Here is a 20,663-nt window from a genome sequence, read left to right on the forward strand (position 1 = left end):
CGGCCGCGCTACTCGGCGGCCGCGCGGTGGGCGCCGGCGCGGTCGCGCGCGAGGCGGTTGCCCAGGACCGAGATATAGGACGAGAAGGTGCTCTGGATGCCGCTCACGTCGCTCGAGAGCTTGTTGTAGGCCATCACCGCCGGGATCGCGACGACGAGACCGATCGCCGTGGCGAACAGCGCCTCCGCGATGCCCGGCGCCACGACGGCGAGGGAGGTGTCCTGGCTCCGGGCGATGGACGAGAACGAGTTCATGATGCCCCAGACGGTGCCGAACAGGCCGACGAACGGGGCCGTGGAGCCGGAGGTCGCCAGCAGCGACAGGCCGGTGCGCAGGCGCTTCACCTCAATGGCGAGGGCGCCCTTCATCGCCCGCTCGATGCGGTCGCGGCGCTCGGCCCGGGTCTCGGAGGAATCCTGATCGCGCCACGCGTCGATCGCCGCCTTCACCACGTGGCCGGCGATGCCGCGATGCTCGCCGTCGAGGCTGCCCCCGGAGCGGACCAGATTCGCGAAGGCCTTGGCCTGGCGCCGCGCGGCGGCGAGCCGGATAACCTTCTCGAACACCACCGTCCAGCAGGCGATCGAGGCGATCACCAGCAGGATCATCACGCCCTTCACGATCGGGTCCGCCTGCAGGAACAGGCCGAGGAACGAGAAGTCGTGGGCCGCCTCGATCGGGGCTTGTGTCGGGTCCATCGCGGGCTCCTGGCGTCCTGGTCTCACGCGGCGTCGCGCCGCCATCGTCTCGGGGTGCGGCGAAAGCCGCAGGCCGCCCGGCGGCTCTCGCCGCCGGGCGGTTTGGTCTCGTCAGCCGTCACACCATCCGCATCAGCGGTCGAACGGCAGGCCGGCCTTGCTGTCGGTCTCGGTCCGCTCGAGGCAGGCCTCGCGGCCCGGATCGCCGCCGTCGCAGGTCAGGACGTCGTTCAGGAGGACGCGACCGACCTTGTTGCAGGCGATGCCGGGGAAATCGAAGATCTTCACGGTGGTCTTCTTCGGCGGCAGCGGCCCGAGTTCGACCGCCACGCGCTTCTGCGCGACGCCCTCGGGGTCGAAGGCGAAGAGATCCACCTTGTAGGACTTGAGGCCCGAACCCTTGTTGTCGATCACCATGGTGATCCGGCAGGCCTCGCCCGCGGTCTCGACCTTGTTGAGCTGCAACTTGATCGGCGCCTTCTCGGACGCGTCCTGCGCCAGGGCCGACACGACGAGCAGCGCCGAGAGCGCGAAGCAGGCCGCCGTGTCGAGGGCGACAAGCCCGATCCGACGGCGGTACAGGGGAGCGCGCAGGGCAAGCACCGTGACAAAGTCCTCTTCGAGTTCGCGCCGGCCGGCGGCTCGGGCCGCGCGGTCCGGGGTGACGGGGAGCCGGATCAGTGCAGCACCGTTCCGGCGGGGCAGGAGGCCGGGGCGAGGCGCTCGGCCGCCGCGTCGAGCGGCCCGACCGCGGCGCGGACCGCCGCCACGAGGCGCGGCGCCGCGTCCTGGCCGGTGATCTCGGCCGCGGCGGCCTCGAGATCCGCCCAGAGGCGCTGCCGGCCCCGGTTGATCAGCTTCACCAGCGCGCATTCGTGGCCGGTCACGCGGCAGCAACTCGCCGGCATGAACGACCAGTCGCCGTCGCGTTCCGCGCGGAGCGCCCGGATGATCGCGACCACGCAGGCGACGAAGCGGCACCCTTCCGTCGGCCCGAGCAACTGCTCGGCCCCGTCGAAGGCCGCGTTCCAGCAGGCGACGTCGCTGGTCATGTAGCCGGCCGCCACGAAGCGGGCCACCGACAGCGCCAGGATGTCGGCCTCGTCGCCGCACACGTCTGCGACGCGCCGCATCGCCGCGTGGTCCGACGGGGTCATGGGCGTGCTCACGGCTCCGGCGCCTCGCGGAAAAGGATCGCGGCGATCGAGCTCGGGAGCCGGATCGTCGCCTGCCGCGGCAGTATCCAGGCCCGCCGCCCGGATCAAGGCCCGGCGAGAAAATCAGAGCAGTTCCAAACTGTTAGAAGAAAGCGTGGCCGTTGCGGGCTTTGCCTATCGATCCCGCATAAATTTGCCGAAACTTCCCGGAAATGCGCGACCACGGGTCGCCGTCGATTCCGGTCCCCTCCCTTGATGGCCCGGAAGGCCTTGGCCATATCTCCGAGTTGCCGGCGTCGTCGCGTCCGGCGGAGCGCTGCCCCGGGCGGGCTCCTGTCGACGAGGTGCTCGAGCATCCCGGGATTGCGGCAGATCCCGGGGTCGGAGGCTTCGCTTTCTGGATGATGGCCGCGATGACTCGATCCTCGCCCTTCGGGCACCCGTTCCTGCTCGGCTTCGACGAGATCGAGCAGGCCCTCGACCGGGTCTCCAAGGCCGCCAACGACGGCTACCCGCCCTACAACATCGAGCGCCTGCCCCGGACCGAGAGCGAGCCCGAGCGCCTGCGGATCACCCTGGCGGTGGCCGGCTTCACCCGCGATCAGCTGGACGTGATGCTGGAGGAGAGCCAGCTCGTCGTGCGCGGCCGGCAGGTCGACGAGCGCGAGCGCCACTTCCTGCACCGCGGCATCGCGGCGCGGCAGTTCCAGCGGGCCTTCCTGCTCGCGGACGGCATGGAGGTCCTCGGCGCCGACCTCGCCAACGGCCTCCTGTCGATCGATCTTGTCCGGCCGGAGCCGGACCGCATCGTGCGCAAGATCGATATCGGCGCCCGCGGCTGACGCCGACCGATTGATTGGCCGGCGCGGATCCCCACATCAGGGTGGAGCCGCCGATGCCTTCAGGATCGGCGGTGGACGCTCTGCCACCCCAGGAGGGCTTTATGACCGATCTGAATCCGTCTCCTCTGACCCCCGCCGATCTCGATCCGGCCGATTTCCAGCCGGCCGATCTCGCGGCGCTGGGCGAGGGGCACATCGCCTACGTCCGGCCGATCCGGTCCGACGAGGTCCGCCGCTTCTTCCCGCAGGCCCCCGAGCTGACGCCCGGCCTCGACCTGTTCGCCCTGCTCTCGGCGAGCGGCGCGCCGATCATGCTCGCCGATTCGCGGGACGTCGTGCTGGCCAACGCCGCCGCTCACGACCTGCAGCCCGTCAGCCTGCATTGACCCTGCACCCGATCCGCTGAGAGGCCTGGCCGGGAGACCGGTCAGGCGATCTCGGCGACCGCCGCCACGAGCCGCGCGATGTCCTGCGGCCGCGACAGGCGGTGGTCGCCGTCGGCGATCAACGTCAGCACCGTTCCTTCGGCCGGCAGGCGGTCGAGGATCCTCAGGGCGTGCGTGTAGGGGACGTCGGTGTCCCGCATGCCCTGGAGGATATGCACCGGGCAGCCCGGATCGACTTGGCCGCCCAGCATGCAGTGCTGGCGGCCGTCGTCGATCAGGGCCCGCGTGATCGGGTCCGGCTCCGGCGCGTAGTCGCTGGGCTTCCTGAGGACGCCGTCTCGGATCAGCATGGCGCGCGCCGCCTCGCTGAGGCGGTTCCAGATCAGCTCCTCGGTGAAGTCGAGGGCCGGCGCGATGAGCACCAGCCCCGCCGTGGCCTCCCCGCGCGCGGCCCGGTCGCGGGCAGCGAGGCAAGCGATCCAGCCGCCCATCGACGAGCCGACGAGCACCGGTGCCTCCGTCGCGTAGGCCGCCAGGACCGCCTGCGCGTCCTCGAGCCACGACGAGATGGTGCAGTCCGTGAACGTGCCGCCCGAGGCACCGTGCGCGGCGTAGTCGAACCGCACGAGCGTCCGGCCCGTCCGTTCGGCCCAGGCATCGAGCGCCGTCGCCTTGGTCGCGGTCATGTCGGAGCGAAAGCCGCCGAGCCAGACCACCGGCGGCCCGCCGCCCGCGCGCACCCGCACGGCGATGCGGCGGGCCGCGTCGCCGATGCCGACGGTCAGGAACTCGGGGGCCGTATCCGTCATCGTTCTCTCCGGTATCCCTGTCTCGACATGGAAGAAGTCCGGTCCTGAACGGTTCGGCTTCAACTCTCGTTTACCGGACCGTAAAGCCCGGCGGCGATGCTGGATCAATGGCAGCGAGCATTTGGCAGATACCGGCCGGGGGCCTGCGCGTCCTCGCCGAGGGCCCGCGAACGGGCGACGGACCCCACGCCCTGTCGGGGTTCCCGGCGGAGGTCGGGGCGCTGGCCGGCGCCCGCATCCTGCAGATCATCCCCGAACTCGATGCGGGCGGCGCCGAGCGGACCACCGTCGACGTCGCGGGCGGCCTCGCGGCCGTGGGCGCCCGCGCCCTGGTGGCGACCGAGGGCGGACGGCTCGTCGGCGAGTTGCAGGCCAAGGGCGGGCACTGGCTCCGATTCCCGGCCGCGTCGAAGAACCCGGCGTCGATGGCGGTGAACGTCCTGCGGCTGATGGCGCTCTGCCGCCGCGAGAAGGTGCAGATCATCCACTCCCGCTCCCGCGCGCCCGCCTGGGTCGCCCTCGGGGCGGCGCGCCGGCTCGGGCTCCCGTTCGTGACCACCTATCACGGCAGCTATTCCGGCCGGACCGGCGTGAAGGTCCTCTACAACTCGATCATGGCCCGCGGCGACGTGGTGATCGCCAACTCGCATTACACCGCGGACCTGATCCACCGGCTGCACGCCGAGCAGGCCGGCGACCGCGTGCGGGTCATCCACCGCGGCACCGACCTCGCGGTGTTCAACCCGGTGGCGGTCGGGGCCGCCCGGGTCGAGGCGCTGCGACGGAGCTGGAACGTGGCGCCGCACGAGCGGGTGATCCTGCTGGCCGCCCGCCTCACGGCCTGGAAGGGCCACCGCGTGCTGATCGAGGCCGCCGCGCGGATGCGCGATCGCGGTGTCCCGGACCTGGCCGTGGTCCTCGCGGGGGATCCGCAGGGTCGCGCCGCCTACGAGCGCGAGCTCGACGCGCTGATCGCCGCGCGCGGGCTCGAGGGCATCGTCCGCAGGGTCGGGCACTGCACCGACATGCCGGCGGCCTTCCGCGCCGCATCGGTGGTGGCGGTGCCGTCCGTGGAGCCCGAGGCCTTCGGCCGCTCGGCCGTCGAGGCGCAGGCGCTCGGCGCACCCGTGGTCGTCTCGGATCTCGGCGCGGTGCCGGAGACGGTGCTGGCACCGCCCGAGACCCCCGCCGGCCAGCGCACCGGATGGCGCGTGCCGCCCGGCGACCCGGCCGCGCTCGCCGCCGCTCTGACCGAGGCCCTCTCCCTCGGCGCGAGCGCCCGCGACGCCCTCGGTCGGCGCAGCCGCGCGCATGTCGAGGCGCACTTCTCCCTGGAGCGGATGGTCGGCGACACGCTGGCGGTCTACGCCGAGCTGCTCGGCCGTTCGACCTGAGGGCATCGGGCTCGAATCGCGACGCGGCGGCCGATTATTTCCGGCGTCGCGATGGTAGCCGGTTGACTCTGGCCGCGGTTCCACCAACGTTGTATGTCCGGATGAGACCGGAGCGGCTGGCGGTCAGGAGATCTTCCTGAAGATCCGCCGTTTCGCCGTTGCAGCAGGAGACCTAAGCCATTCGTAGACCGATGAGAGCCATGCCGGCCCCGCAGAAGGACGGGCCGCGCGCCAACCGCGACATTCGCGGTGTGCGGGAAGTGCAGCTGATCGACGACACCGGGCAGAACCGCGGCGTCGTTCCCTTCTTCGACGCCCTCAATCTGGCCGAGGAGGCCGGTCTCGATCTCGTGGAGATCGCGCCGAACTCCGTGCCGCCCGTCTGCAAGCTGCTCGATTACGGGCGCTTTCGCTTCAACGAGCAGAAGAAGCAGAACGAGGCCCGCAAGCGGCAGAAGACCGTCGAGGTGAAGGAGATCAAGCTCCGCCCCGGCATCGACAAGCACGACTACGACACCAAGATGAAGTCGGTGCACCGCTTCTTCGAGGAGGGCGACAAGGTCAAGGTGACCCTGCGCTTCCGCGGTCGTGAGATGGCTCACCAAGATATCGGTCTGCGCCTCCTGGAGCGCGTGAAGAGCGAGACCGCCGAGATCGCCAAGGTCGAGAGCGAGCCGATGCTCGAAGGCCGGCAGATGATCATGATCCTCGCGCCGCGCTGAGCGGCCCGGATCCAGAGACGCGAGACCCGCGCCGCCTCCTCACCGGGGCGGCGTTGTCTTTTTCAGCGCTTCCGATCGGCGGCGCCGCGGATTATGGGCAGGCGATGGCCCTCGCTCCCGATGAGATCGAACGCTACGCCCGCCACCTCGTCCTCGCGGAGGTCGGCGGTCCCGGTCAGGCCCGGCTCAAGGCCGCCCGGATCCTCGTCGTTGGGGCGGGCGGCCTCGGCGCGCCGCTGATCCAGTACCTCGCCGCCGCGGGGATCGGCACGATCGGCCTCGTCGACGACGACACGGTCTCCCTGTCGAACCTGCAGCGGCAGGTGATCCACGGGACGCCGGATCTCGGTCGGCCGAAGGTCGAGAGCGCGGCCGACGCGGTGGCGCGCCTCAACCCGCACGTGTCGGTGGTCCCGCATTCGTTCCGGATCGACGCGGACAACGCCGTCGACCTTATCGCCGGCTACGACCTCGTCGCGGATGGGTCCGACAATTTCGCCACGCGCTACGCGGTGTCGGACGCCTGCTTCCGGGCGCGTCGGCCGCTGGTCACGGCGGCTCTGGGCCGCTTCGACGGCACGCTGACCACGATCCGGGCCCACGAGACGGGGCCCGACGGGACGCCGAACCCGACCTATCGCTGCCTCTTCCCGAACCCGCCGCCGCCCGGCAGCGTGCCCGCCTGCGCGGAGGCCGGCGTGCTCGGCGCGCTCGCCGGCGTCATGGGCTCGCTGATGGCCATGGAGGTGATCCGGGCCGTGGCGGGCTTCGGCGAGCCCCTCGTCGGGCGCCTCCTCATGGTCGACGCCCGCGCCATGCGGTTCGAGACCCTGAGCTACGGCTGGGATCCCGAGAACCCGCTCAGCGGCAGCGGCGCCTCAGCGGCCTAGGGGTTCCGGCGGCATCCAAGGCCCCTCCGCCTCCGCCTTGCCGAGGCAGCACTTCTTGAACTTCTTGCCCGAGCCGCAGGGGCAGGGATCGTTGCGGCCGACATCCTTGAACGGGTTGCGCTGCGGCTCGCCCGCGCCCTCCTCGGCCCAGTCGAGAGCCTCGACCGGATCGTCGAGGTAGCCGTACTGGTAGGGCCCGAGCCGGTCCCGGTCGTCCGGCTTGGTCTCGGCCTTGCGCAGGGCCTCCTTGAACCAGTCGGCGTCGCTGATCTCGTCGGTGAGCCGTCCGTCGGCGCGGGCCGCGGCCGCGCGGGGCGCGAGGTCCCGGAAGCCGAGATGCGCGATCGTCTCCTCCCAGCCGACCCAGGCCGGCCCGTCCTCCACGGCGGCCTGCGCGTCGTCGAAACGGACCAGCAGGTCGTGCAGCGCGGCCCGGTCGATCCGTCCCTCCAGGGTCAGGAAGGTGCAGGCGCACATCAGCGCCATGCGCGCGTGATCGTCGACCGTGCTGTCCAGGATCAGGCGGAACAGCGGCTGCGGATCGCCGTCGAACAGGCTCGCCACGACCTTGGCCAGCGTCGCCGTGACGGCGTCCCCCAGCACCGCGTCGAGGGTCTCCTCGTCGTGCCGGAGCAGCCTGAGGAGCGGCGCGAGGGCGCGCGTGTCCCGGGCATGGGCCATGACGTGCAGGCCCCAGAACAGGAGGTTCGTCTCCTCCGCTGCCAGCTCGCGCCCGTCGGCGGCCGCCTCCAGCAGCGGCAGCGTCGCCTCCGCGACGGCGGCGGGGTGGTTCAGGGCCTCCCGCAACGCCGCCTTCGGCCGGTACTCGGCCGCCGCGAGGTCGTCGATGAGCAGGGCGATCCGGTCCATGGCGGCGCCTCAGGCCCGGAGCGTCGCGCCCGTCTTGCGGGTGACCTCGGCGACGATCCTGGCGCTCACCGCCTCGATCTCCGCGTCGGTCAGGGTCCGCTCGACGGGCTGGAGACGCACCGCGATCGCCACCGACTTCGCGCCGTCCGGCACGCCCGGCCCCTCGTAGAGGTCGAACACGTCGACACCCGTCACCAGCTTGCGCTCGGCGTTCTGGGCGGCCTTGACGATGTCACCCGCCGGCACGTCGCGGCCGACCACGAAGGCGAAGTCCCGCGACAGCGGCTGGAATTCCGACAGTGCCAGGGCGGCCTTGGCCTTGGTCGGCTTGAGCTTGGGCAGGGGCAGGGCGTCGAGGACGATCTCGAAGGCCACGAGCGTTCCCTTCAGGTCGAGGGCCTGCAGCGTTCGCGGATGCACCTCCCCGAACCAGCCGATCTCCGTCTTCGGACCGAAGCGCAGCGTGCCGGAGCGGCCGGGATGCAGCCAGGACGGGCCGCCGGGCGTGATCTGGAGGCCGCCGGTCGGCACGCCCAGGCTGCCGAGCAACGCGATGGCGTCCGCCTTGGCGTCGAACGCGTCGACGGTCGCCGCCGTGCCGTCCCAGTGCCGCCCGGCGCCGGCCAGGGTCGCGCCGCCCCGTCGGACCGCCGCCGCGCGGACGGTCTGGCCTTCCGGTACGTCCGAGGCGAAGCACTGGCCGACCTCGAACAGGGCGGCGTCCGGGTAGCCGCGGTCGGCATTGCGTTGCGCCGCGCGCAGGAGGCCCGGCACCAGGCTCGGCCGCATGTCGGACAGCTCCGAGGCGATCGGGTTGGCCAGCACCAGGTCGGCTCCGCCGCCGCCGAACAGGACGGCGTCGTCGTGCGGCACGAACGACCACGTGACCGCCTCCATGAGGCCGCGGCTCGCCAGGGCGCGCTTGGCGAGGCGGGTCCGCTTCTGCATCACGGTGAGCAGCGGGCGGCCGATCCCGGCGAGCGGCGGCATGGGCTCGGCCACGATCCGGTCGAGCCCGGCGATGCGGACGACCTCCTCGACGAGGTCGGCCTTGCCCTCGACGTCGGGCCGCCAGGACGGGGGCAGCACCGTCACCCGGTCCCCGGTGCCGGAGACGTGGAAGCCCAGCGTCTCGAGGATCTGCTGCATCTCGGTGCGCGGCACGTCCAGTCCGGCGAGGCGGCGGACTTCGGTCCAGGGGAAGTCGATGCTGCGCCGGGATTCGGGCGGCGCGCCGGCGACGTGCGCCTCGGTCGGCGTTCCGCCGCAGAGATCGACCACCAGCCGCGTCGCGAGGTCGAGGCCGGGAACCGTGAAGGCCGGGTCGACGCCCCGCTCGAAGCGGTAGCGCGCGTCGGTGATGATGCCGAGCCGTCGGCCCGACTGGGCGATGTTGGTCGGGTCCCACAGGGCCGACTCGATCAGCACGTCCACGGTGCCGGCGTCGCAGCCCGACGCCTCGCCGCCCATGATGCCGGCGATGGATTCGACGCCGTTCGCGTCGGCGATCACCACGGTGTCGTCGGTCAGCGTGTGGGTCCGGCCGTCGAGGGCGCGCAGGCTCTCGCCCGCCCGCGCCCGCCGCACGGTCAGCGTGCCGGCGACCTTGGCGGCGTCGAAGACGTGCAGTGGCCGCCCGCGGTCGAAGGTGACGTAGTTGGTGATGTCGACGAGGCTGTTGATCGGCCGCAGGCCGATGGCGCGCAGCCGCGCCTGCATCCAGGCCGGCGACGGGCCGTTCCGGACGCCGCGCACGAGCCGCAGAGCGAACATCGGGGCGAGGTGCCGGTCGGCCGGATCGAGGGCCAGCTCGACCGCGACCGGGCAGGGACCCTCGCCGCGCAGGCCCGGCAGCGCCTCGCCCTTGAGCGTGCCGAGGCCGGCCGCCGCGAGGTCGCGGGCGATGCCGTGCACGGAGGTGCAGTCCGGCCGGTTCGGCGTCAGGTTGATCTCGATGACCGGATCGTCGAGCCCGGCGTAGAGCGCGTAGGCCTGGCCGACCGGCGCGTCGGTCGGGAGTTCCAGGATGCCGTCGTGGTCGTCGCCGAGGCCGAGCTCGGCGCCCGAGCACAGCATGCCGTGGCTCTCGACGCCGCGGATCGTGCCCACCGACAGGGTGATGTTCTTGCCCGGGACGTAGGTGCCGGGCGGCGCGAAGACCGAGACGAGGTCGGCCCGGGCGTTCGGGGCGCCGCACACCACCTGCACGGGGGCGCCCGCGCCGGTGTCGACCGTGCAGACCCGGAGCCGGTCTGCGTTCGGGTGCTGCTCGGCCGTCAGGATCCGGGCGATCACGTAGGGCCTGAGCGCGGCGGCCTTGTCCTCGACGCCCTCCACCTCAAGGCCGATCCGCGTGAGCGTCTCGGCGACGGTGTCGAGGGAGGCCTCGGTGTCGAGGTGGTCCTTGAGCCAGGAGAGGGTGAATTTCATGATGGACCTTCGAGAGCCCGGTATCGGCTCGACCGTCGGAGGAACAGGATCGCGGGGCCGGGGCGGCTCAGCTCGTGAGGCCGCCCACGAGGCTCGGCACGTCGAGCGGGCGGAAGCCGTAATGGTCGAGCCAGCGGACGTCGGCCTCGAAGAACGGGCGCAGGTCCGGCATGCCGTATTTCAGCATGGCGATGCGGTCGATGCCGACACCGAAGGCGAAGCCCTGCACGGCGTCCGGGTCGAGCCCGCAATTGCGCAGCACGTTCGGGTGGACCATCCCGCAGCCCAGGATCTCCAGCCAGTCGTCCCCCTCGCCGAAGCGGATCTCGCCGCCCTTGCGCGAGCACTGGATGTCGACCTCGGCGGAGGGCTCGGTGAAGGGGAAGAAGGACGGGCGGAAGCGCATCTTCACGCCGTCGACCTCGAAGAACGCCTTGCAGAACTCCTCCAGCACCCATTTCAGGTTGGCGATGTTGGCCGCCTTGTCGATCACCAGCCCCTCGACTTGGTGAAACATCGGCGTGTGGGTCTGGTCGGAATCGTGCCGGTAGGTCCGCCCCGGGATGATCACGCGGATCGGTGGCGTCTGCGCCCGCATGGTCCGGACCTGTACAGGCGAGGTGTGGGTGCGCAGCACCTTGCGCTGCCCGTCGCGGTCGGGCGCCAGGAAGAAGGTGTCGTGCATCTCGCGGGCCGGGTGGCCGGGCGGGAAGTTGAGCGCCGTGAAGTTCAGCTCGTCCGTCTCGATGTCCGGACCCTCGGCGACCGCGAAGCCCATGTCGGCGAAGATCGCGGTGATCTCGTCGATCACCTGGGAGATCGGGTGGATCCGGCCGCGCACCTCCGGGGCCTCGCGGACCGGCAGGGTCACGTCGACCCGCTCGGAGGCGAGCCGGGCCTCCAGGGAGGCTTCGGCGAGTTCGGTCTTGCGGGCGGTGACGGCGCCCTGGACCCGGTCGCGCAGCCCGTTGATCAGGGGCCCGCGCTCCTTGCGCTCGTCCGGCGTCATCGACCCGAGCGTCTTCAGCAGATCCGAGACGCTGCCCTTCTTGCCGAGCGCGGCGACGCGGACCGCGTCGAGGGTGGCCTCGTCGGAGGCCGCGCTCACCTGGGCCAGGAGGTCGCGTTCCAGGGTGTCGAGATCGGTCATCGCTGTCTTCGAGCAGGGTTGGCGGAGTCGGCCGTCGGGCCGTGCTCTCGCGCGTTGCGGGCGCCGGCGCAAGCGCGGGGCGCGGGACCTCGTAAACGACGAAGGCGCGGCTCCCTGGGGAACCGCGCCTTCCGTCCGTCTCGCCTCAGGCCTGGATCAGGCGGCCTTGGCGGTGTTCTGCGGCAGCGCGGCCTTCGCCTTCTCGACGACGGCGGCGAAGCTCGCCGGCTCGTGGATCGCCAGCTCCGACAGGGCCTTGCGGTCGACGACGATGCCGGACTTCGCCAAGCCGTCGATGAAGCGCGAGTAGGTCAGGCCGTGCTCGCGGACCGCCGCGTTGAGGCGCTGGATCCAGAGGGCGCGGAACGTGCGCTTCTTGTTCTTGCGGTCGCGGTAGGCATACTGCATGCCCTTCTCGACCGCCTGCTTGGCGATGCGGATCGTATTCTTGCGCCGGCCGTAATAGCCCTTGGCGGCCTTCAGAACTTTCTTGTGCTTCGCGTGACTGGTCACGCCGCGCTTGACGCGGGCCATCGGTTATCTCCTGGATTCGACGAAAGACAGTGGCAACGGGTGTTGAAGGACTTACCGCGCGTTCGGCAGGAAGTACTTCTTCACGTTGGCGGCATCGCCCTCGAACAGGGTCGTGGTGCCGCGCAGGTTGCGGATCTGCTTGGTCGTCCGCTTGATCATCCCGTGGCGCTTGCCGGCCTGGGCGTACATCACCTTGCCGGTGCCGGTGATCTTGAAGCGCTTCTTCGCGCCCGATTTCGTCTTCAACTTGGGCATTTGGCTCTCCGTTGCGCGAAATGATCCCGGACCGACCCGGGAGGATCGGATGGGGTTCGCGCGCTGATGCTTCTGGTGGAGCAGCACGAGCCGCCACGGCAGCCCTATCGGCCGGGCGGTTCGACGCGGGGCGGCTTATGACAGAAAGCTGACGCGGCGGCAACGCCCGCGGATCGGAGCACGAGATCGAGATCCGTGGGAACGCGTCGCCGGGCTCCGGCGTAACGAGCCCTGGGACCGGGCTTCTCTGCACACACCCGCGCCGGCGAGCCGGCAACGGCGGGGCAGCGGCCGTTTCGCCCGTGCTGATTCGGAGGAATTCGGGGACGGCTTGCGCGCCGCACAAAACGGCGAGGGACAGCGGGTGCGCCAGGAACCATAACCTTAGCCGTCGGTTTCATTCATGTCCCGCTCAGGCCGGCAGGGTTAGACCCCCCGTCAAATTGGCCAACCAGGAGACACTTCGTGCGCATTGCCCAGATCGCTCCGTTGTCGGAGGCCGTCCCTCCGAAGTTCTACGGCGGCACCGAGCGCGTCGTCAGCTGGATTACAGAGGAACTGGTTCGCCAGGGCCACGAAGTCACGCTGTTCGCGAGCGGTGACTCCGAGACGACTGCCAAGCTCGCGGCCTGCACGCCCGAAGGCCTGCGCCTGCTCGGCTACCGGGATCACACGGCCAGCCACTTGGCGATGCTGCATCAGGTGCACCGCCGCGCGCACGAGTTCGACATCCTGCACTTCCACATCGACCTGCTTCAGTACCCGATGTTCGAGGATCTGAACCATAAGTGCATCACCACGATGCACGGTCGCCTGGACGTGCCGGACTTCATGCCGGTCTACCGCACCTTCACGGGCATGCCGCTGGTCTCGATCTCCGACAACCAGCGCCTGCCCATGCCGCCGACCTCGAACTGGCTGGCGACGATCCATCACGGCCTGCCGGCCGAGAACTGCCCGTACTACCCGGACGCCAAGGGCGGTTACCTGGCCTTCCTCGGCCGGATCTCGCCCGAGAAGCGGCCCGACCGCGCGATCGAGATGGCGATCCGTTCCGGCACGCCCCTCAAGATCGCCGCCAAGGTCGACAAGGCCGACCAGGATTACTGGGACGAGGTCATCGAGCTGATGATCCATCACCCGCTGATCGAGTACATCGGCGAGATCAATGAGGAGCAGAAGAAGGAGTTCCTCGGCAACGCCCTGGCGCTCGCCTTCCCGATCGATTGGCCGGAGCCCTTCGGCCTCGTGATGATCGAGGCGATGTCGGCCGGCACCCCGGTGATCGCGTTCCGGAACGGCTCCGTGCCGGAGGTCATCAAGGACGGCGTGGGCGGCGTTCTCTGCGAGAACATGGACGACGCCGTGGCCGCGGTCGCCAAGGTGAAGACCATGAGCCGCGCCGGCGTGCGCCGCCACTTCGAGAGCGCCTTCACCGCCGAGTGCATGGTGAAGAAGTACGTCGCCGCCTACGAGGACCTGCTCGCCCGCGGCGCCGACGTGATCAAGCTGCCGAAGTCCGGCTTCATGCCGCAGTACGGCGAGGTCAACGGCTCCGCGCGTCCGGCGATCCCGGTCGCCGCCATGCCGGCCTGAAAGCCGGCACCGGGCTTGCGAGGCGGGGCCGGCTCGGCCTAGCGTCTTAAAGGCGACTCATCCGTAGGGTGAACAAGGGCTGCTGCATCGAAGGGATGCAGCAGCCCTCTCGATTCGCACCCCTCACTTGCACCCGGAGATGCCCTGCATGGCGGCGGACAACACGGCAGCGGCCCACGATGCGAAGGCCCGGACCGCGGCGAGCGCCGGAAGCGTGGCGCACGGATTCCAGGACGCGGACGACGTCCTCCCGACCTATCACATCGAGGCGCAGACCTCCCTGGTCGAGCGGCCGCTGCGCTCGCTGAAGTTCGGCGAGGCCTTCGGCGTCCTCGATTCCTACGGCGACATCGGCGTCCAGCCCGGGCCGGAAGGCCTCTATTTCCAGGACACGCGCTACCTCTCGCGCCTGGAGGTGACGGTCGAGGGCCAGCGCCCGCTGATGCTCTCCTCGGTGATGCAGGACGATAACGGCGCCCTCAGCGTCGACATGACGACGCCCGACATCCGCATCGACGCCCACGACGAGACCTCGATCCCCCGCGAGACGATCGCGATCGAGCGCACCAAGTTCCTGTTCCGCGGCGCCTGCTACGACCGGATCGGCCTCCGCTCCTACGATTCGAAGCACCGGCGCCTGCGCATCGCCGTCACCTTCGACGCGGATTTCCGCGACCTCTTCGAGGTCCGCGGGACAGATCGACAGGAGCGCGGCAAGCGCGGCGTGCTCGTGGCGAGCGACCGCGAGGTGCAGTTCCGCTACGTCGGCCTGGACGAGATCGTCCGGACGACCTCCCTGCATTTCGGCCCGAAGCCCGATTCGATCGAGCCCGGCAGGGTCGTGTTCGACGTGTCGCTCCCGCCGGAGGGCCGGACCTCCCTGTTCATCCGCGTCACCTTCGAGGCGCACCGGGCCTTCACCAAGCCCCCGACCGACACGATGGTCGGCGAGGACGCGGCCGCCAAGCTGACGCTCGCCGCCAATGCCGGCGGTGCCCGGCGCGAGCCGAAGGATCTCGGCGAGGGGACGATCTTCGCCCGCGCCTACCGCGATTCGCGGCGCGACCTGCGGGCGCTGACGGCGGGCATCACCACGATCATCTCGTCGAACGACCAGTTCAACGAGGGGCTGTGCCGGGCGACCGCCGACCTCTACATGCTCGCGAGCCGAACCCCGGAGGGCATCTACCCCTTCGCCGGCATCCCCTGGTACTCCACGGTGTTCGGGCGCGACGGCATCATCACCGCGATGATGGCGCTCTGGATCGACCCGAAATTCGCCCGGGGCGTGCTGCGCTACCTCGCCTCGACCCAGGCCAAGGCGGTCGATCCGGCCGCCGACGCGCAGCCCGGCAAGGTCCTCCACGAGACCCGGCGCGGCGAGATGGCGATGCTCGGCGAGGTGCCGTTCCGGCACTATTACGGCACCATCGACGGCACGCCGCTCTTCGTGATGCTGGCCTGGGAGTACTACGCGGTCACGGGCGACCTCGAGACCGTGCGGGCGATCTGGCCGGCCCTCGAACTCGCGCTCGAATGGATGGACCGCTACGGCGACCGCGACGGCGACGGCTTCGTCGAGTACGCCCGCGACACCGACAAGGGTCTGGAGAACCAGGGCTGGAAGGACAGCCACGACTCGATCTTCCACACCGACGGTCACCTGGCAAAGGGCCCGATCGCCCTCTGCGAGGTGCAGGGCTACGTCTACGCCGCCAAGAACGGCATGGCGAAGCTCGCGGCGCTCCTCGGCCACGACCCGATGGCGGAGCGCCTCACCCAGGAGGCGGCGAGCCTGCGCGAGCGGTTCGACGCGGCGTTCTGGAACGAGGAGATCGGCACCTACGCGCTGGCGCTCGACGGCGCCAAGAAGCAGTGCGCGGTGCGCTCCTCCAATGCCGGTCACGCCCTGTTCACCGGCATCGCCAAGCCGGAGCGGGCGGCGCGGGTCGCCGAGACGCTGCTGTGTAAAGACGGCTTCAACGGCTGGGGCGTGCGCACGATCGCCAAGGGCGAGGCGCGCTACAACCCGATGTCCTACCACAACGGCTCGATCTGGCCGCACGACAACGCGCTGATCGCGATGGGTCTGGCGCGCTACGACCGCAAGCACGAGGCCGCGCGCATCTTCCAGGGGATGTTCGACACCTCGCTGTACCAGGACCAGAAGCGGCTGCCGGAGCTGTTCTGCGGCTTCATGCGCCGCAAGCAGCGCGGCCCCGTCTCGTACCCGGTCGCCTGCAGTCCGCAGGCCTGGGCGGCGGCGGCGCCGTTCGCGTTCCTGGCGGCCTGCCTCGGCCTCGAACTGGACCACGAGCGCAACCGTGTCCGGCTCAAGAACCCGATCCTGCCGGGCTTCCTCGACGGGGTGACGCTCTACAACGTCAAGCTCGGCGGCTCGCGCCTGGACATCCGGTTCCAGCGCTACGACGACGACGTCACCGTGTCGGTGCAGCGCCGCCACGGCGACGTGCAGGTCGTGGTGACCAAGTAGGGCCCGGGACGGGAGTTCCGGGGCGGCCCGCTTCGGGTTAAGCGGGCCGCGCGGCACGTCGCGCCGCCGAGGACGGGTTCATGCCGGCAGATCATCACGCCCTCGACGCGGCCCTGCGCCTCGCGCAGGACCTCATCCGGTGCCCGTCCGTGACGCCGGAGGATCGGGGCGCCCTCGACGTCGTCGCCGACGCGCTCCGGCCGGCCGGCTTCGCGATCGAGCGGCCGGTCTTCTCGGAGCCGGGCTATCCCGACACGCCGAACCTCTACGCCCGCGTCGGGCGGGACGGTCCGTGCCTCGTCTTCGCCGGCCACACCGACGTCGTGCCGGAGGGCGAGGGCGCGTGGCGCCACGATCCCTTCGCGGGCGCCGTGGCCGACGGGATGCTGTACGGCCGGGGAGCGGTCGACATGAAGGGCGGCGTCGCCTGCATGCTCGCGGCGACCCTCGCCTTCCTCGACCAGCGCGGCGCCGTTTTCGGCGGCTCCATCGCGTTCCTGATCACCGGCGACGAGGAGGGACCGGCGGTCAACGGCACCGTGAAGCTCCTCGACTGGGCGCGGCGCCGGGGCGAGCGGTTCGACCACTGTGTCCTCGGGGAGCCGACCAATCCGGGCCGGCTCGGCGAGATGATCAAGATCGGTCGGCGCGGGTCGCTGACCGGCAAGCTCACCGTTCTCGGCCGGCAGGGCCACGTCGCCTACCCACACAAGGCCGAGAACCCGATCCCGGGCCTGCTGCGCCTCGCCTCGGCGCTGGTCGCCGAGCCGTTGGATCGCGGGACGGCGCATTTCGACGCCTCGAACCTCGAGTTCACCACGATCGACGTCGGCAACCCGGCCACCAACGTGATCCCGGCCACCGCCCGGGCGACCTTCAACGTCCGCTTCAACGACGACTGGACGGCCGAGAGCCTGGGCGAAGAGATTCGTCGGCGCCTGGAACAGGCGGCCGGGAACGCGGTGCGCTTCAGCCTGGATCTGCAGCCCTCGAACGCGCCGGCGTTCCTGACGCGGCCGGACGCCTTCGTGACGCTGGTCGCGGAGGCGATCCGGGCCGAGACCGGCCTGACCCCGACGCTCTCCACGACGGGCGGCACGTCGGATGCCCGCTTCATCAAGGATGCCTGCCCGGTGATCGAGTTCGGCCTCGTGGGCGAGAGCATGCACCAGACCGACGAGTGCGTGGCGGTCGCCGACCTGGAGCGGCTGACGGCGATCTACGGGCGCGTGCTCGACGCCTACTTCCCCGGTTCGTAGTCGACGCCCACGAAGGTCAGCCCCGCGGCCGGGGCCAGCGGGCCGCAGCGGCGCTTGTCGCTCGAGGCGAGGATCTCGGCCACGTCGTCCGCCGAGAGGCGGCGGCAACCGGCGAGCATCAGCGTGCCCACCATCGCCCGGACCTGATGGTGCAGGAAGGAGCGCGCCGAAGTCGCCACGACGATCTCGTCGTGGAGCGCCATCGGCGCGCGGGCGACGTCGAGCTGCTCCAGCGTGCGGATCGGGCTGTTCGCCTGGCACTCGGCGGCCCGGAAGGCGGAGAAGTCGTGGCGGCCGACGAGGCGCTGGGCGGCTTCGTGCATCAGCTCCGCGTCGAGGGGCCACGGCACGTGCCAGACATGGGCACGCGTCAGCGCCGCGGGGCTGCGCCGGTTGAGGATGCGGTAGCGGTAGTGCCGGCGGATCGCCGAGTGGCGGGCGTCGAAGCTCTCCGGCACGGTCTCGGCGGACAGGATCGCCACCGGCTGCGGCCGCAGATGGGCGTTCAGGGCATCCCGCACCGTGTCAGTCCGCCAGTCCTTGGCGAGGTCGAGATGGGCGACCTGATGGATCGCGTGCACGCCGGCATCGGTCCGGCCCGCGCAGGTGAGCCGGGCCTCCTCGCCGGAGAAGCGCGTGACCGCCGCCTCGATCGCGCCCTGGACCGTGGGATCGTCCGCCTGCCGCTGCCAGCCGCAGAACGGACCGCCGTCGTACTCGATGACGAGCTTGTAGCGGGGCATCAGCCGGCGCCCTCAAGGTCTCTCGATAGCGCTCCGATGTTCGATCTCGCGATACGGCACAGAGCTTTGAAATGATGCGCCCGCGATCGATTCTGCGAGCGAGGCGAAGCGATCCGGCGTCGCGCCGAGCCTCGCCAGGGTGCGCTGCCCTGGGTCGCTTCGCCTCGCTCGCGATGACGGGTCGGGCCGCGTGCCGAATGCCGTGAACGGGCGACGCGCATCAGCCGAGGCGGGCGCCGGGCGTCAGGCGGGCGCCGCGGACGAACTCGGCCCCGCTGGCGCTGCCGCTCTTCCCGGCGCGGCGCAGCTCCAGCAGCCGGACGGCGCCGTCCCCGCAGGCGACGGTGCCTTCGGAATCGCGCAGCGTGCCCGGCGCGCCCGAACCCTCCGCCGGGGCGGCGCGGAGCACCTTCACGCGCTCGGAGCCCTTGCCGAGATCGACCTCGAAGAAGGCACCGGGGAACGGCGACAGCCCGTTGATCCGGTTGGCGACCTCGGCCGCCGGGCGGAACCAGTCGATCCGCGCCTCGTCGTTGGTGATCTTATGGGCGTAGACGATTCCGTCCTCCGGCTGCGGCGCGAAGGTCAGCGTGCCCGCGTCCAGCGCCGCGAGGGCCCGCGCCATCAGGTCGGCGCCGAGGGTCATGAGCGCGTCGTGCAGGGCGCCCGCCGTCATGCCCGAAGTGATCGGCAACCGCGCCTCGAGGGCGACCGGGCCTGTGTCGAGACCGGCCTCCATCCGCATGACGCCGACGCCGCTCTCGGCGTCGCCCGCCATCACGGCGCGCTGGATCGGCGCCGCGCCGCGCCAGCGCGGCAGCAGGGATCCGTGCAGGTTGAGACAGCCGTACCGCGGCGCGTCGAGGATCGCCTGCGGCAGCAGCATCCCGTAGGCCACGACGACCGCGACGTCCGCCCGGTGCGCCGCGAAGGTCTCGGCGGCTTCGGGCGTGCGGAGCGTCGCGGGCGTCAGGACCGGCGCGCTGAGCGTGTCGGCGCGCGCGTGGACCGGGGAGGGGCGCAGGCTCATGCCGCGGCCGGCCCTGGCGGGCGCGCGGGTGTAGACCGCCGCGATGTCGTGCCCGTCCTGCGCGAGCCGCGCGAGCGTCGGCACCGCGAAGTCCGGCGTGCCCATGAAGACGACGCGCATGGCCGGCTCAGGCCGCGTCGCGCTTGGCCGCCTTGGTGAACTTCTTGATCACCCGGTCGCGCTTCAGCTTCGACAGGTGATCGATGAACAGCACGCCGTTCAGGTGGTCGATCTCGTGCTGGATGCAGGTCGAGAGCAGGCCGTCGGCCTCGATCTCCTGCTCCTTGCCGTCGAGGTCTCGGAACTTCACGCGCACCCGGTCCGGGCGCTCGACCTCGGCGTAGTAGTCCGGGATCGACAGGCAGCCCTCGTCGTAGACCCGCTTCTCCTCGGACGACCAGACGATCTCGGGATTGATGAAGACTCGCGCGTCGCGGACGCCTTCCTCCTTCGACGTGTCGATCGTCACGACGCGCTTCGCCACGCCGATCTGGATCGCCGCCAGCCCGACGCCAGGAGCGTCGTACATCGTCTCGAACATGTCGGCGACGAGGGTCCGGATCTCGGCGGTAATCGGCCCGACCGGTTCGGAGCCCAGGCGCAGGACGGGATCGGGAAGGATGACGAGCGGGCGGATGGTCATGGCGGGAACCGGCAGGGAAGGCGCCGGCACGGGTCCGGGCTCACCGTCGAATAGGATGCGGCCGAGGACCGGTCAAATACCGGTTCGCGACCTGTCGCCGGCCCTCAGAACACCGTCCGGCTGCGGATCGCCGCCGAGAGCGTGCCCTCGTCGAGGTAGTCGAGCTCGCCGCCGACCGGCACGCCGTGGGCGAGGCGCGTGACCTTCACGTCGCAGTGCCGGATCGACTCCGTGACGTAGTGGGCGGTGGTCTGGCCGTCGACGGTGGCGTTGAGCGCCAGGATGACCTCGGTCACCTCGGGCCGGGCCACGCGCTCCACGAGGCTCGCGAGGTTCAGGTGCTCCGGACGGACGCCGTCGAGCGCCGAGAGGACGCCGCCGAGCACGTGGTAGCGCGCCTTCACGGCCCCGGACCGCTCCAGCGCCCAGAGGTCGGACACGTCCTCCACCACCACGAGCGTCGTCGGATCCCGCTCGGCGTCGCGGCAGATCGTGCACGGGTCGGAGGTGTCGACGTTCCCGCAGCTCGTGCACACGATGATGCGGTCGGCCGCCACCCGCATCGCGTCGGCGAGGGGCCCGAGCAGCGTGTCGCGCTTCTTGATGAGCTGCAGGGCAGCCCGCCGCGCCGAGCGCGGTCCGAGGCCCGGCATGCGGGCGAGGAGCTGGATCAGGCGCTCGATCTCGGGGCCGGCGACGGCTTGGGGCATCGTGCCTCTGGGGCGAGGAAGGGGCTGCGGATCGGGACGGGCATAGACGGC

21 protein-coding genes are annotated in these 20,663 nt (G+C 70.9%); 8 read left to right on the forward strand and 13 right to left on the reverse strand.

Features of this window, described 5'->3' with window-relative positions; translation table 11 throughout:
- Nucleotides 1-8: 8 nt before the first annotated feature.
- The 3 genes from ACX9MN_RS07735 to ACX9MN_RS07745 all read right to left on the reverse strand — a co-directional run bounded on the left by ACX9MN_RS07735 (nucleotide 9) and on the right by ACX9MN_RS07745 (nucleotide 1,855).
- On the reverse strand, nucleotides 9-698 hold the full coding sequence (locus ACX9MN_RS07735; RefSeq protein WP_020092809.1) for a MotA/TolQ/ExbB proton channel family protein: 690 nt from the start codon (nucleotides 696-698) through the stop codon (nucleotides 9-11).
- 132 nt (nucleotides 699-830) lie between these two features.
- On the reverse strand, nucleotides 831-1,301 hold the full coding sequence (locus ACX9MN_RS07740) for a Tat pathway signal protein (RefSeq protein ID WP_489724112.1): 471 nt from the start codon (nucleotides 1,299-1,301) through the stop codon (nucleotides 831-833).
- A gap of 74 nt (nucleotides 1,302-1,375) precedes the next feature.
- The gene (locus ACX9MN_RS07745; RefSeq protein ID WP_020092807.1) at nucleotides 1,376-1,855 is read right to left on the reverse strand and encodes a hypothetical protein; all 480 of its coding nucleotides are present in this window, start codon (nucleotides 1,853-1,855) and stop codon (nucleotides 1,376-1,378) included.
- A gap of 413 nt (nucleotides 1,856-2,268) precedes the next feature.
- Here ACX9MN_RS07745 and ACX9MN_RS07750 point away from each other — a divergent pair, with 413 nt between their 5' ends.
- Nucleotides 2,269-2,697, forward strand: a complete 429-nt coding sequence (locus tag ACX9MN_RS07750) for an Hsp20 family protein (RefSeq protein WP_012320108.1) — start codon at nucleotides 2,269-2,271, stop codon at nucleotides 2,695-2,697.
- Between the two features lie 101 nt (nucleotides 2,698-2,798).
- A complete protein-coding gene (locus tag ACX9MN_RS07755) occupies nucleotides 2,799-3,083 on the forward strand; it encodes a BQ00720 family protein (protein ID WP_020092805.1) in 285 nt (94 codons plus the stop codon).
- Nucleotides 3,084-3,124: 41 nt separating this feature from the next.
- Here ACX9MN_RS07755 and ACX9MN_RS07760 read toward each other — a convergent pair whose 3' ends face one another.
- Nucleotides 3,125-3,892, reverse strand: a complete 768-nt coding sequence (locus ACX9MN_RS07760) for an alpha/beta hydrolase (protein ID WP_489724113.1) — start codon at nucleotides 3,890-3,892, stop codon at nucleotides 3,125-3,127.
- 107 nt (nucleotides 3,893-3,999) lie between these two features.
- Here ACX9MN_RS07760 and ACX9MN_RS07765 point away from each other — a divergent pair, with 107 nt between their 5' ends.
- The 3 genes from ACX9MN_RS07765 to ACX9MN_RS07775 all read left to right on the forward strand — a co-directional run bounded on the left by ACX9MN_RS07765 (nucleotide 4,000) and on the right by ACX9MN_RS07775 (nucleotide 6,898).
- On the forward strand, nucleotides 4,000-5,286 hold the full coding sequence (locus ACX9MN_RS07765; protein WP_489724114.1) for a glycosyltransferase family 4 protein: 1,287 nt from the start codon (nucleotides 4,000-4,002) through the stop codon (nucleotides 5,284-5,286).
- 200 nt (nucleotides 5,287-5,486) lie between these two features.
- Nucleotides 5,487-6,008: a translation initiation factor IF-3 gene (gene infC, locus ACX9MN_RS07770; RefSeq protein ID WP_020092802.1), complete on the forward strand. Its 522-nt coding sequence runs from the start codon at nucleotides 5,487-5,489 to the stop codon at nucleotides 6,006-6,008.
- A 104-nt stretch (nucleotides 6,009-6,112) separates the two neighbouring features.
- Nucleotides 6,113-6,898 carry a HesA/MoeB/ThiF family protein gene (locus ACX9MN_RS07775; RefSeq protein ID WP_489724115.1) on the forward strand — a complete coding sequence of 262 codons (786 nt, stop codon included), beginning with the start codon at nucleotides 6,113-6,115 and terminating at the stop codon, nucleotides 6,896-6,898.
- Here the strand turns inward: ACX9MN_RS07775 and ACX9MN_RS07780 are convergent.
- The 5 genes from ACX9MN_RS07780 to rpmI form a co-directional block, all read right to left on the reverse strand.
- Complete coding sequence (locus ACX9MN_RS07780; RefSeq protein ID WP_489724116.1) at nucleotides 6,887-7,768, reverse strand: DUF1186 domain-containing protein; 882 nt, start codon at nucleotides 7,766-7,768, stop codon at nucleotides 6,887-6,889. The genes ACX9MN_RS07775 and ACX9MN_RS07780 overlap by 12 nt on opposite strands.
- Nucleotides 7,769-7,777: 9 nt before the next feature.
- Complete coding sequence (pheT, locus tag ACX9MN_RS07785; RefSeq protein ID WP_489724117.1) at nucleotides 7,778-10,198, reverse strand: phenylalanine--tRNA ligase subunit beta; 2,421 nt, start codon at nucleotides 10,196-10,198, stop codon at nucleotides 7,778-7,780.
- A gap of 67 nt (nucleotides 10,199-10,265) precedes the next feature.
- A complete protein-coding gene (gene pheS, locus ACX9MN_RS07790) occupies nucleotides 10,266-11,348 on the reverse strand; it encodes a phenylalanine--tRNA ligase subunit alpha (protein ID WP_489724118.1) in 1,083 nt (360 codons plus the stop codon).
- Nucleotides 11,349-11,504: 156 nt separating this feature from the next.
- Nucleotides 11,505-11,882: a 50S ribosomal protein L20 gene (gene rplT, locus ACX9MN_RS07795; RefSeq protein WP_012320099.1), complete on the reverse strand. Its 378-nt coding sequence runs from the start codon at nucleotides 11,880-11,882 to the stop codon at nucleotides 11,505-11,507.
- 51 nt (nucleotides 11,883-11,933) lie between these two features.
- The gene (gene rpmI / locus ACX9MN_RS07800; RefSeq protein ID WP_007561407.1) at nucleotides 11,934-12,137 is read right to left on the reverse strand and encodes a 50S ribosomal protein L35; all 204 of its coding nucleotides are present in this window, start codon (nucleotides 12,135-12,137) and stop codon (nucleotides 11,934-11,936) included.
- Nucleotides 12,138-12,602: 465 nt separating this feature from the next.
- On the opposite strand from rpmI, the gene ACX9MN_RS07805 reads away from it, so the two are divergent.
- The 3 genes from ACX9MN_RS07805 to dapE all read left to right on the forward strand — a co-directional run bounded on the left by ACX9MN_RS07805 (nucleotide 12,603) and on the right by dapE (nucleotide 17,486).
- Nucleotides 12,603-13,733, forward strand: coding sequence for a glycosyltransferase family 4 protein (locus tag ACX9MN_RS07805; RefSeq protein WP_489724119.1), 1,131 nt, complete (start codon nucleotides 12,603-12,605; stop codon nucleotides 13,731-13,733).
- Between the two features lie 148 nt (nucleotides 13,734-13,881).
- The gene (locus tag ACX9MN_RS07810) at nucleotides 13,882-16,227 is read left to right on the forward strand and encodes an amylo-alpha-1,6-glucosidase (RefSeq protein ID WP_489724120.1); all 2,346 of its coding nucleotides are present in this window, start codon (nucleotides 13,882-13,884) and stop codon (nucleotides 16,225-16,227) included.
- A gap of 80 nt (nucleotides 16,228-16,307) precedes the next feature.
- Nucleotides 16,308-17,486: a succinyl-diaminopimelate desuccinylase gene (gene dapE / locus ACX9MN_RS07815; RefSeq protein WP_489724121.1), complete on the forward strand. Its 1,179-nt coding sequence runs from the start codon at nucleotides 16,308-16,310 to the stop codon at nucleotides 17,484-17,486.
- Here dapE and truA read toward each other — a convergent pair.
- From truA to recR, 4 genes are all read right to left on the reverse strand, one after another.
- The gene (gene truA / locus ACX9MN_RS07820) at nucleotides 17,468-18,229 is read right to left on the reverse strand and encodes a tRNA pseudouridine(38-40) synthase TruA (RefSeq protein ID WP_489724122.1); all 762 of its coding nucleotides are present in this window, start codon (nucleotides 18,227-18,229) and stop codon (nucleotides 17,468-17,470) included. The two genes, dapE and truA, sit on opposite strands and share 19 nt — an antisense overlap.
- A 220-nt stretch (nucleotides 18,230-18,449) precedes the next feature.
- Nucleotides 18,450-19,379: a methionyl-tRNA formyltransferase gene (gene fmt, locus ACX9MN_RS07825; protein WP_489724123.1), complete on the reverse strand. Its 930-nt coding sequence runs from the start codon at nucleotides 19,377-19,379 to the stop codon at nucleotides 18,450-18,452.
- A 7-nt stretch (nucleotides 19,380-19,386) separates the two neighbouring features.
- Nucleotides 19,387-19,902: a peptide deformylase gene (gene def / locus ACX9MN_RS07830; protein ID WP_020092792.1), complete on the reverse strand. Its 516-nt coding sequence runs from the start codon at nucleotides 19,900-19,902 to the stop codon at nucleotides 19,387-19,389.
- Nucleotides 19,903-20,006: 104 nt separating this feature from the next.
- The gene (gene recR / locus ACX9MN_RS07835) at nucleotides 20,007-20,612 is read right to left on the reverse strand and encodes a recombination mediator RecR (RefSeq protein WP_020092791.1); all 606 of its coding nucleotides are present in this window, start codon (nucleotides 20,610-20,612) and stop codon (nucleotides 20,007-20,009) included.
- Between the last annotated feature and the right edge of the window lie 51 nt (nucleotides 20,613-20,663).

This window comes from Methylobacterium sp. 1A (genome assembly GCF_058072805.1).

What these genes read in the sequence shown, in the direction of transcription:
- def (WP_020092792.1), bottom strand. Translation starts at nt 19,902, where the DNA reads ATGACCATCCGCCCGCTCGTCATCCTTCCCGATCCCGTCCTGCGCCTG.
- ACX9MN_RS07775 (WP_489724115.1), top strand. Translation starts at nt 6,113, where the DNA reads ATGGCCCTCGCTCCCGATGAGATCGAACGCTACGCCCGCCACCTCGTC.
- ACX9MN_RS07760 (WP_489724113.1), bottom strand. Translation starts at nt 3,892, where the DNA reads ATGACGGATACGGCCCCCGAGTTCCTGACCGTCGGCATCGGCGACGCG.
- rplT (WP_012320099.1), bottom strand. Translation starts at nt 11,882, where the DNA reads ATGGCCCGCGTCAAGCGCGGCGTGACCAGTCACGCGAAGCACAAGAAA.
- ACX9MN_RS07780 (WP_489724116.1), bottom strand. Translation starts at nt 7,768, where the DNA reads ATGGACCGGATCGCCCTGCTCATCGACGACCTCGCGGCGGCCGAGTAC.
- ACX9MN_RS07750 (WP_012320108.1), top strand. Translation starts at nt 2,269, where the DNA reads ATGACTCGATCCTCGCCCTTCGGGCACCCGTTCCTGCTCGGCTTCGAC.
- infC (WP_020092802.1), top strand. Translation starts at nt 5,487, where the DNA reads ATGCCGGCCCCGCAGAAGGACGGGCCGCGCGCCAACCGCGACATTCGC.
- ACX9MN_RS07745 (WP_020092807.1), bottom strand. Translation starts at nt 1,855, where the DNA reads ATGACCCCGTCGGACCACGCGGCGATGCGGCGCGTCGCAGACGTGTGC.
- pheT (WP_489724117.1), bottom strand. Translation starts at nt 10,198, where the DNA reads ATGAAATTCACCCTCTCCTGGCTCAAGGACCACCTCGACACCGAGGCC.
- recR (WP_020092791.1), bottom strand. Translation starts at nt 20,612, where the DNA reads ATGCCCCAAGCCGTCGCCGGCCCCGAGATCGAGCGCCTGATCCAGCTC.
- ACX9MN_RS07755 (WP_020092805.1), top strand. Translation starts at nt 2,799, where the DNA reads ATGACCGATCTGAATCCGTCTCCTCTGACCCCCGCCGATCTCGATCCG.
- truA (WP_489724122.1), bottom strand. Translation starts at nt 18,229, where the DNA reads ATGCCCCGCTACAAGCTCGTCATCGAGTACGACGGCGGTCCGTTCTGC.
- pheS (WP_489724118.1), bottom strand. Translation starts at nt 11,348, where the DNA reads ATGACCGATCTCGACACCCTGGAACGCGACCTCCTGGCCCAGGTGAGC.
- ACX9MN_RS07765 (WP_489724114.1), top strand. Translation starts at nt 4,000, where the DNA reads ATGGCAGCGAGCATTTGGCAGATACCGGCCGGGGGCCTGCGCGTCCTC.
- ACX9MN_RS07735 (WP_020092809.1), bottom strand. Translation starts at nt 698, where the DNA reads ATGGACCCGACACAAGCCCCGATCGAGGCGGCCCACGACTTCTCGTTC.
- ACX9MN_RS07810 (WP_489724120.1), top strand. Translation starts at nt 13,882, where the DNA reads ATGGCGGCGGACAACACGGCAGCGGCCCACGATGCGAAGGCCCGGACC.
- fmt (WP_489724123.1), bottom strand. Translation starts at nt 19,379, where the DNA reads ATGCGCGTCGTCTTCATGGGCACGCCGGACTTCGCGGTGCCGACGCTC.
- rpmI (WP_007561407.1), bottom strand. Translation starts at nt 12,137, where the DNA reads ATGCCCAAGTTGAAGACGAAATCGGGCGCGAAGAAGCGCTTCAAGATC.
- dapE (WP_489724121.1), top strand. Translation starts at nt 16,308, where the DNA reads ATGCCGGCAGATCATCACGCCCTCGACGCGGCCCTGCGCCTCGCGCAG.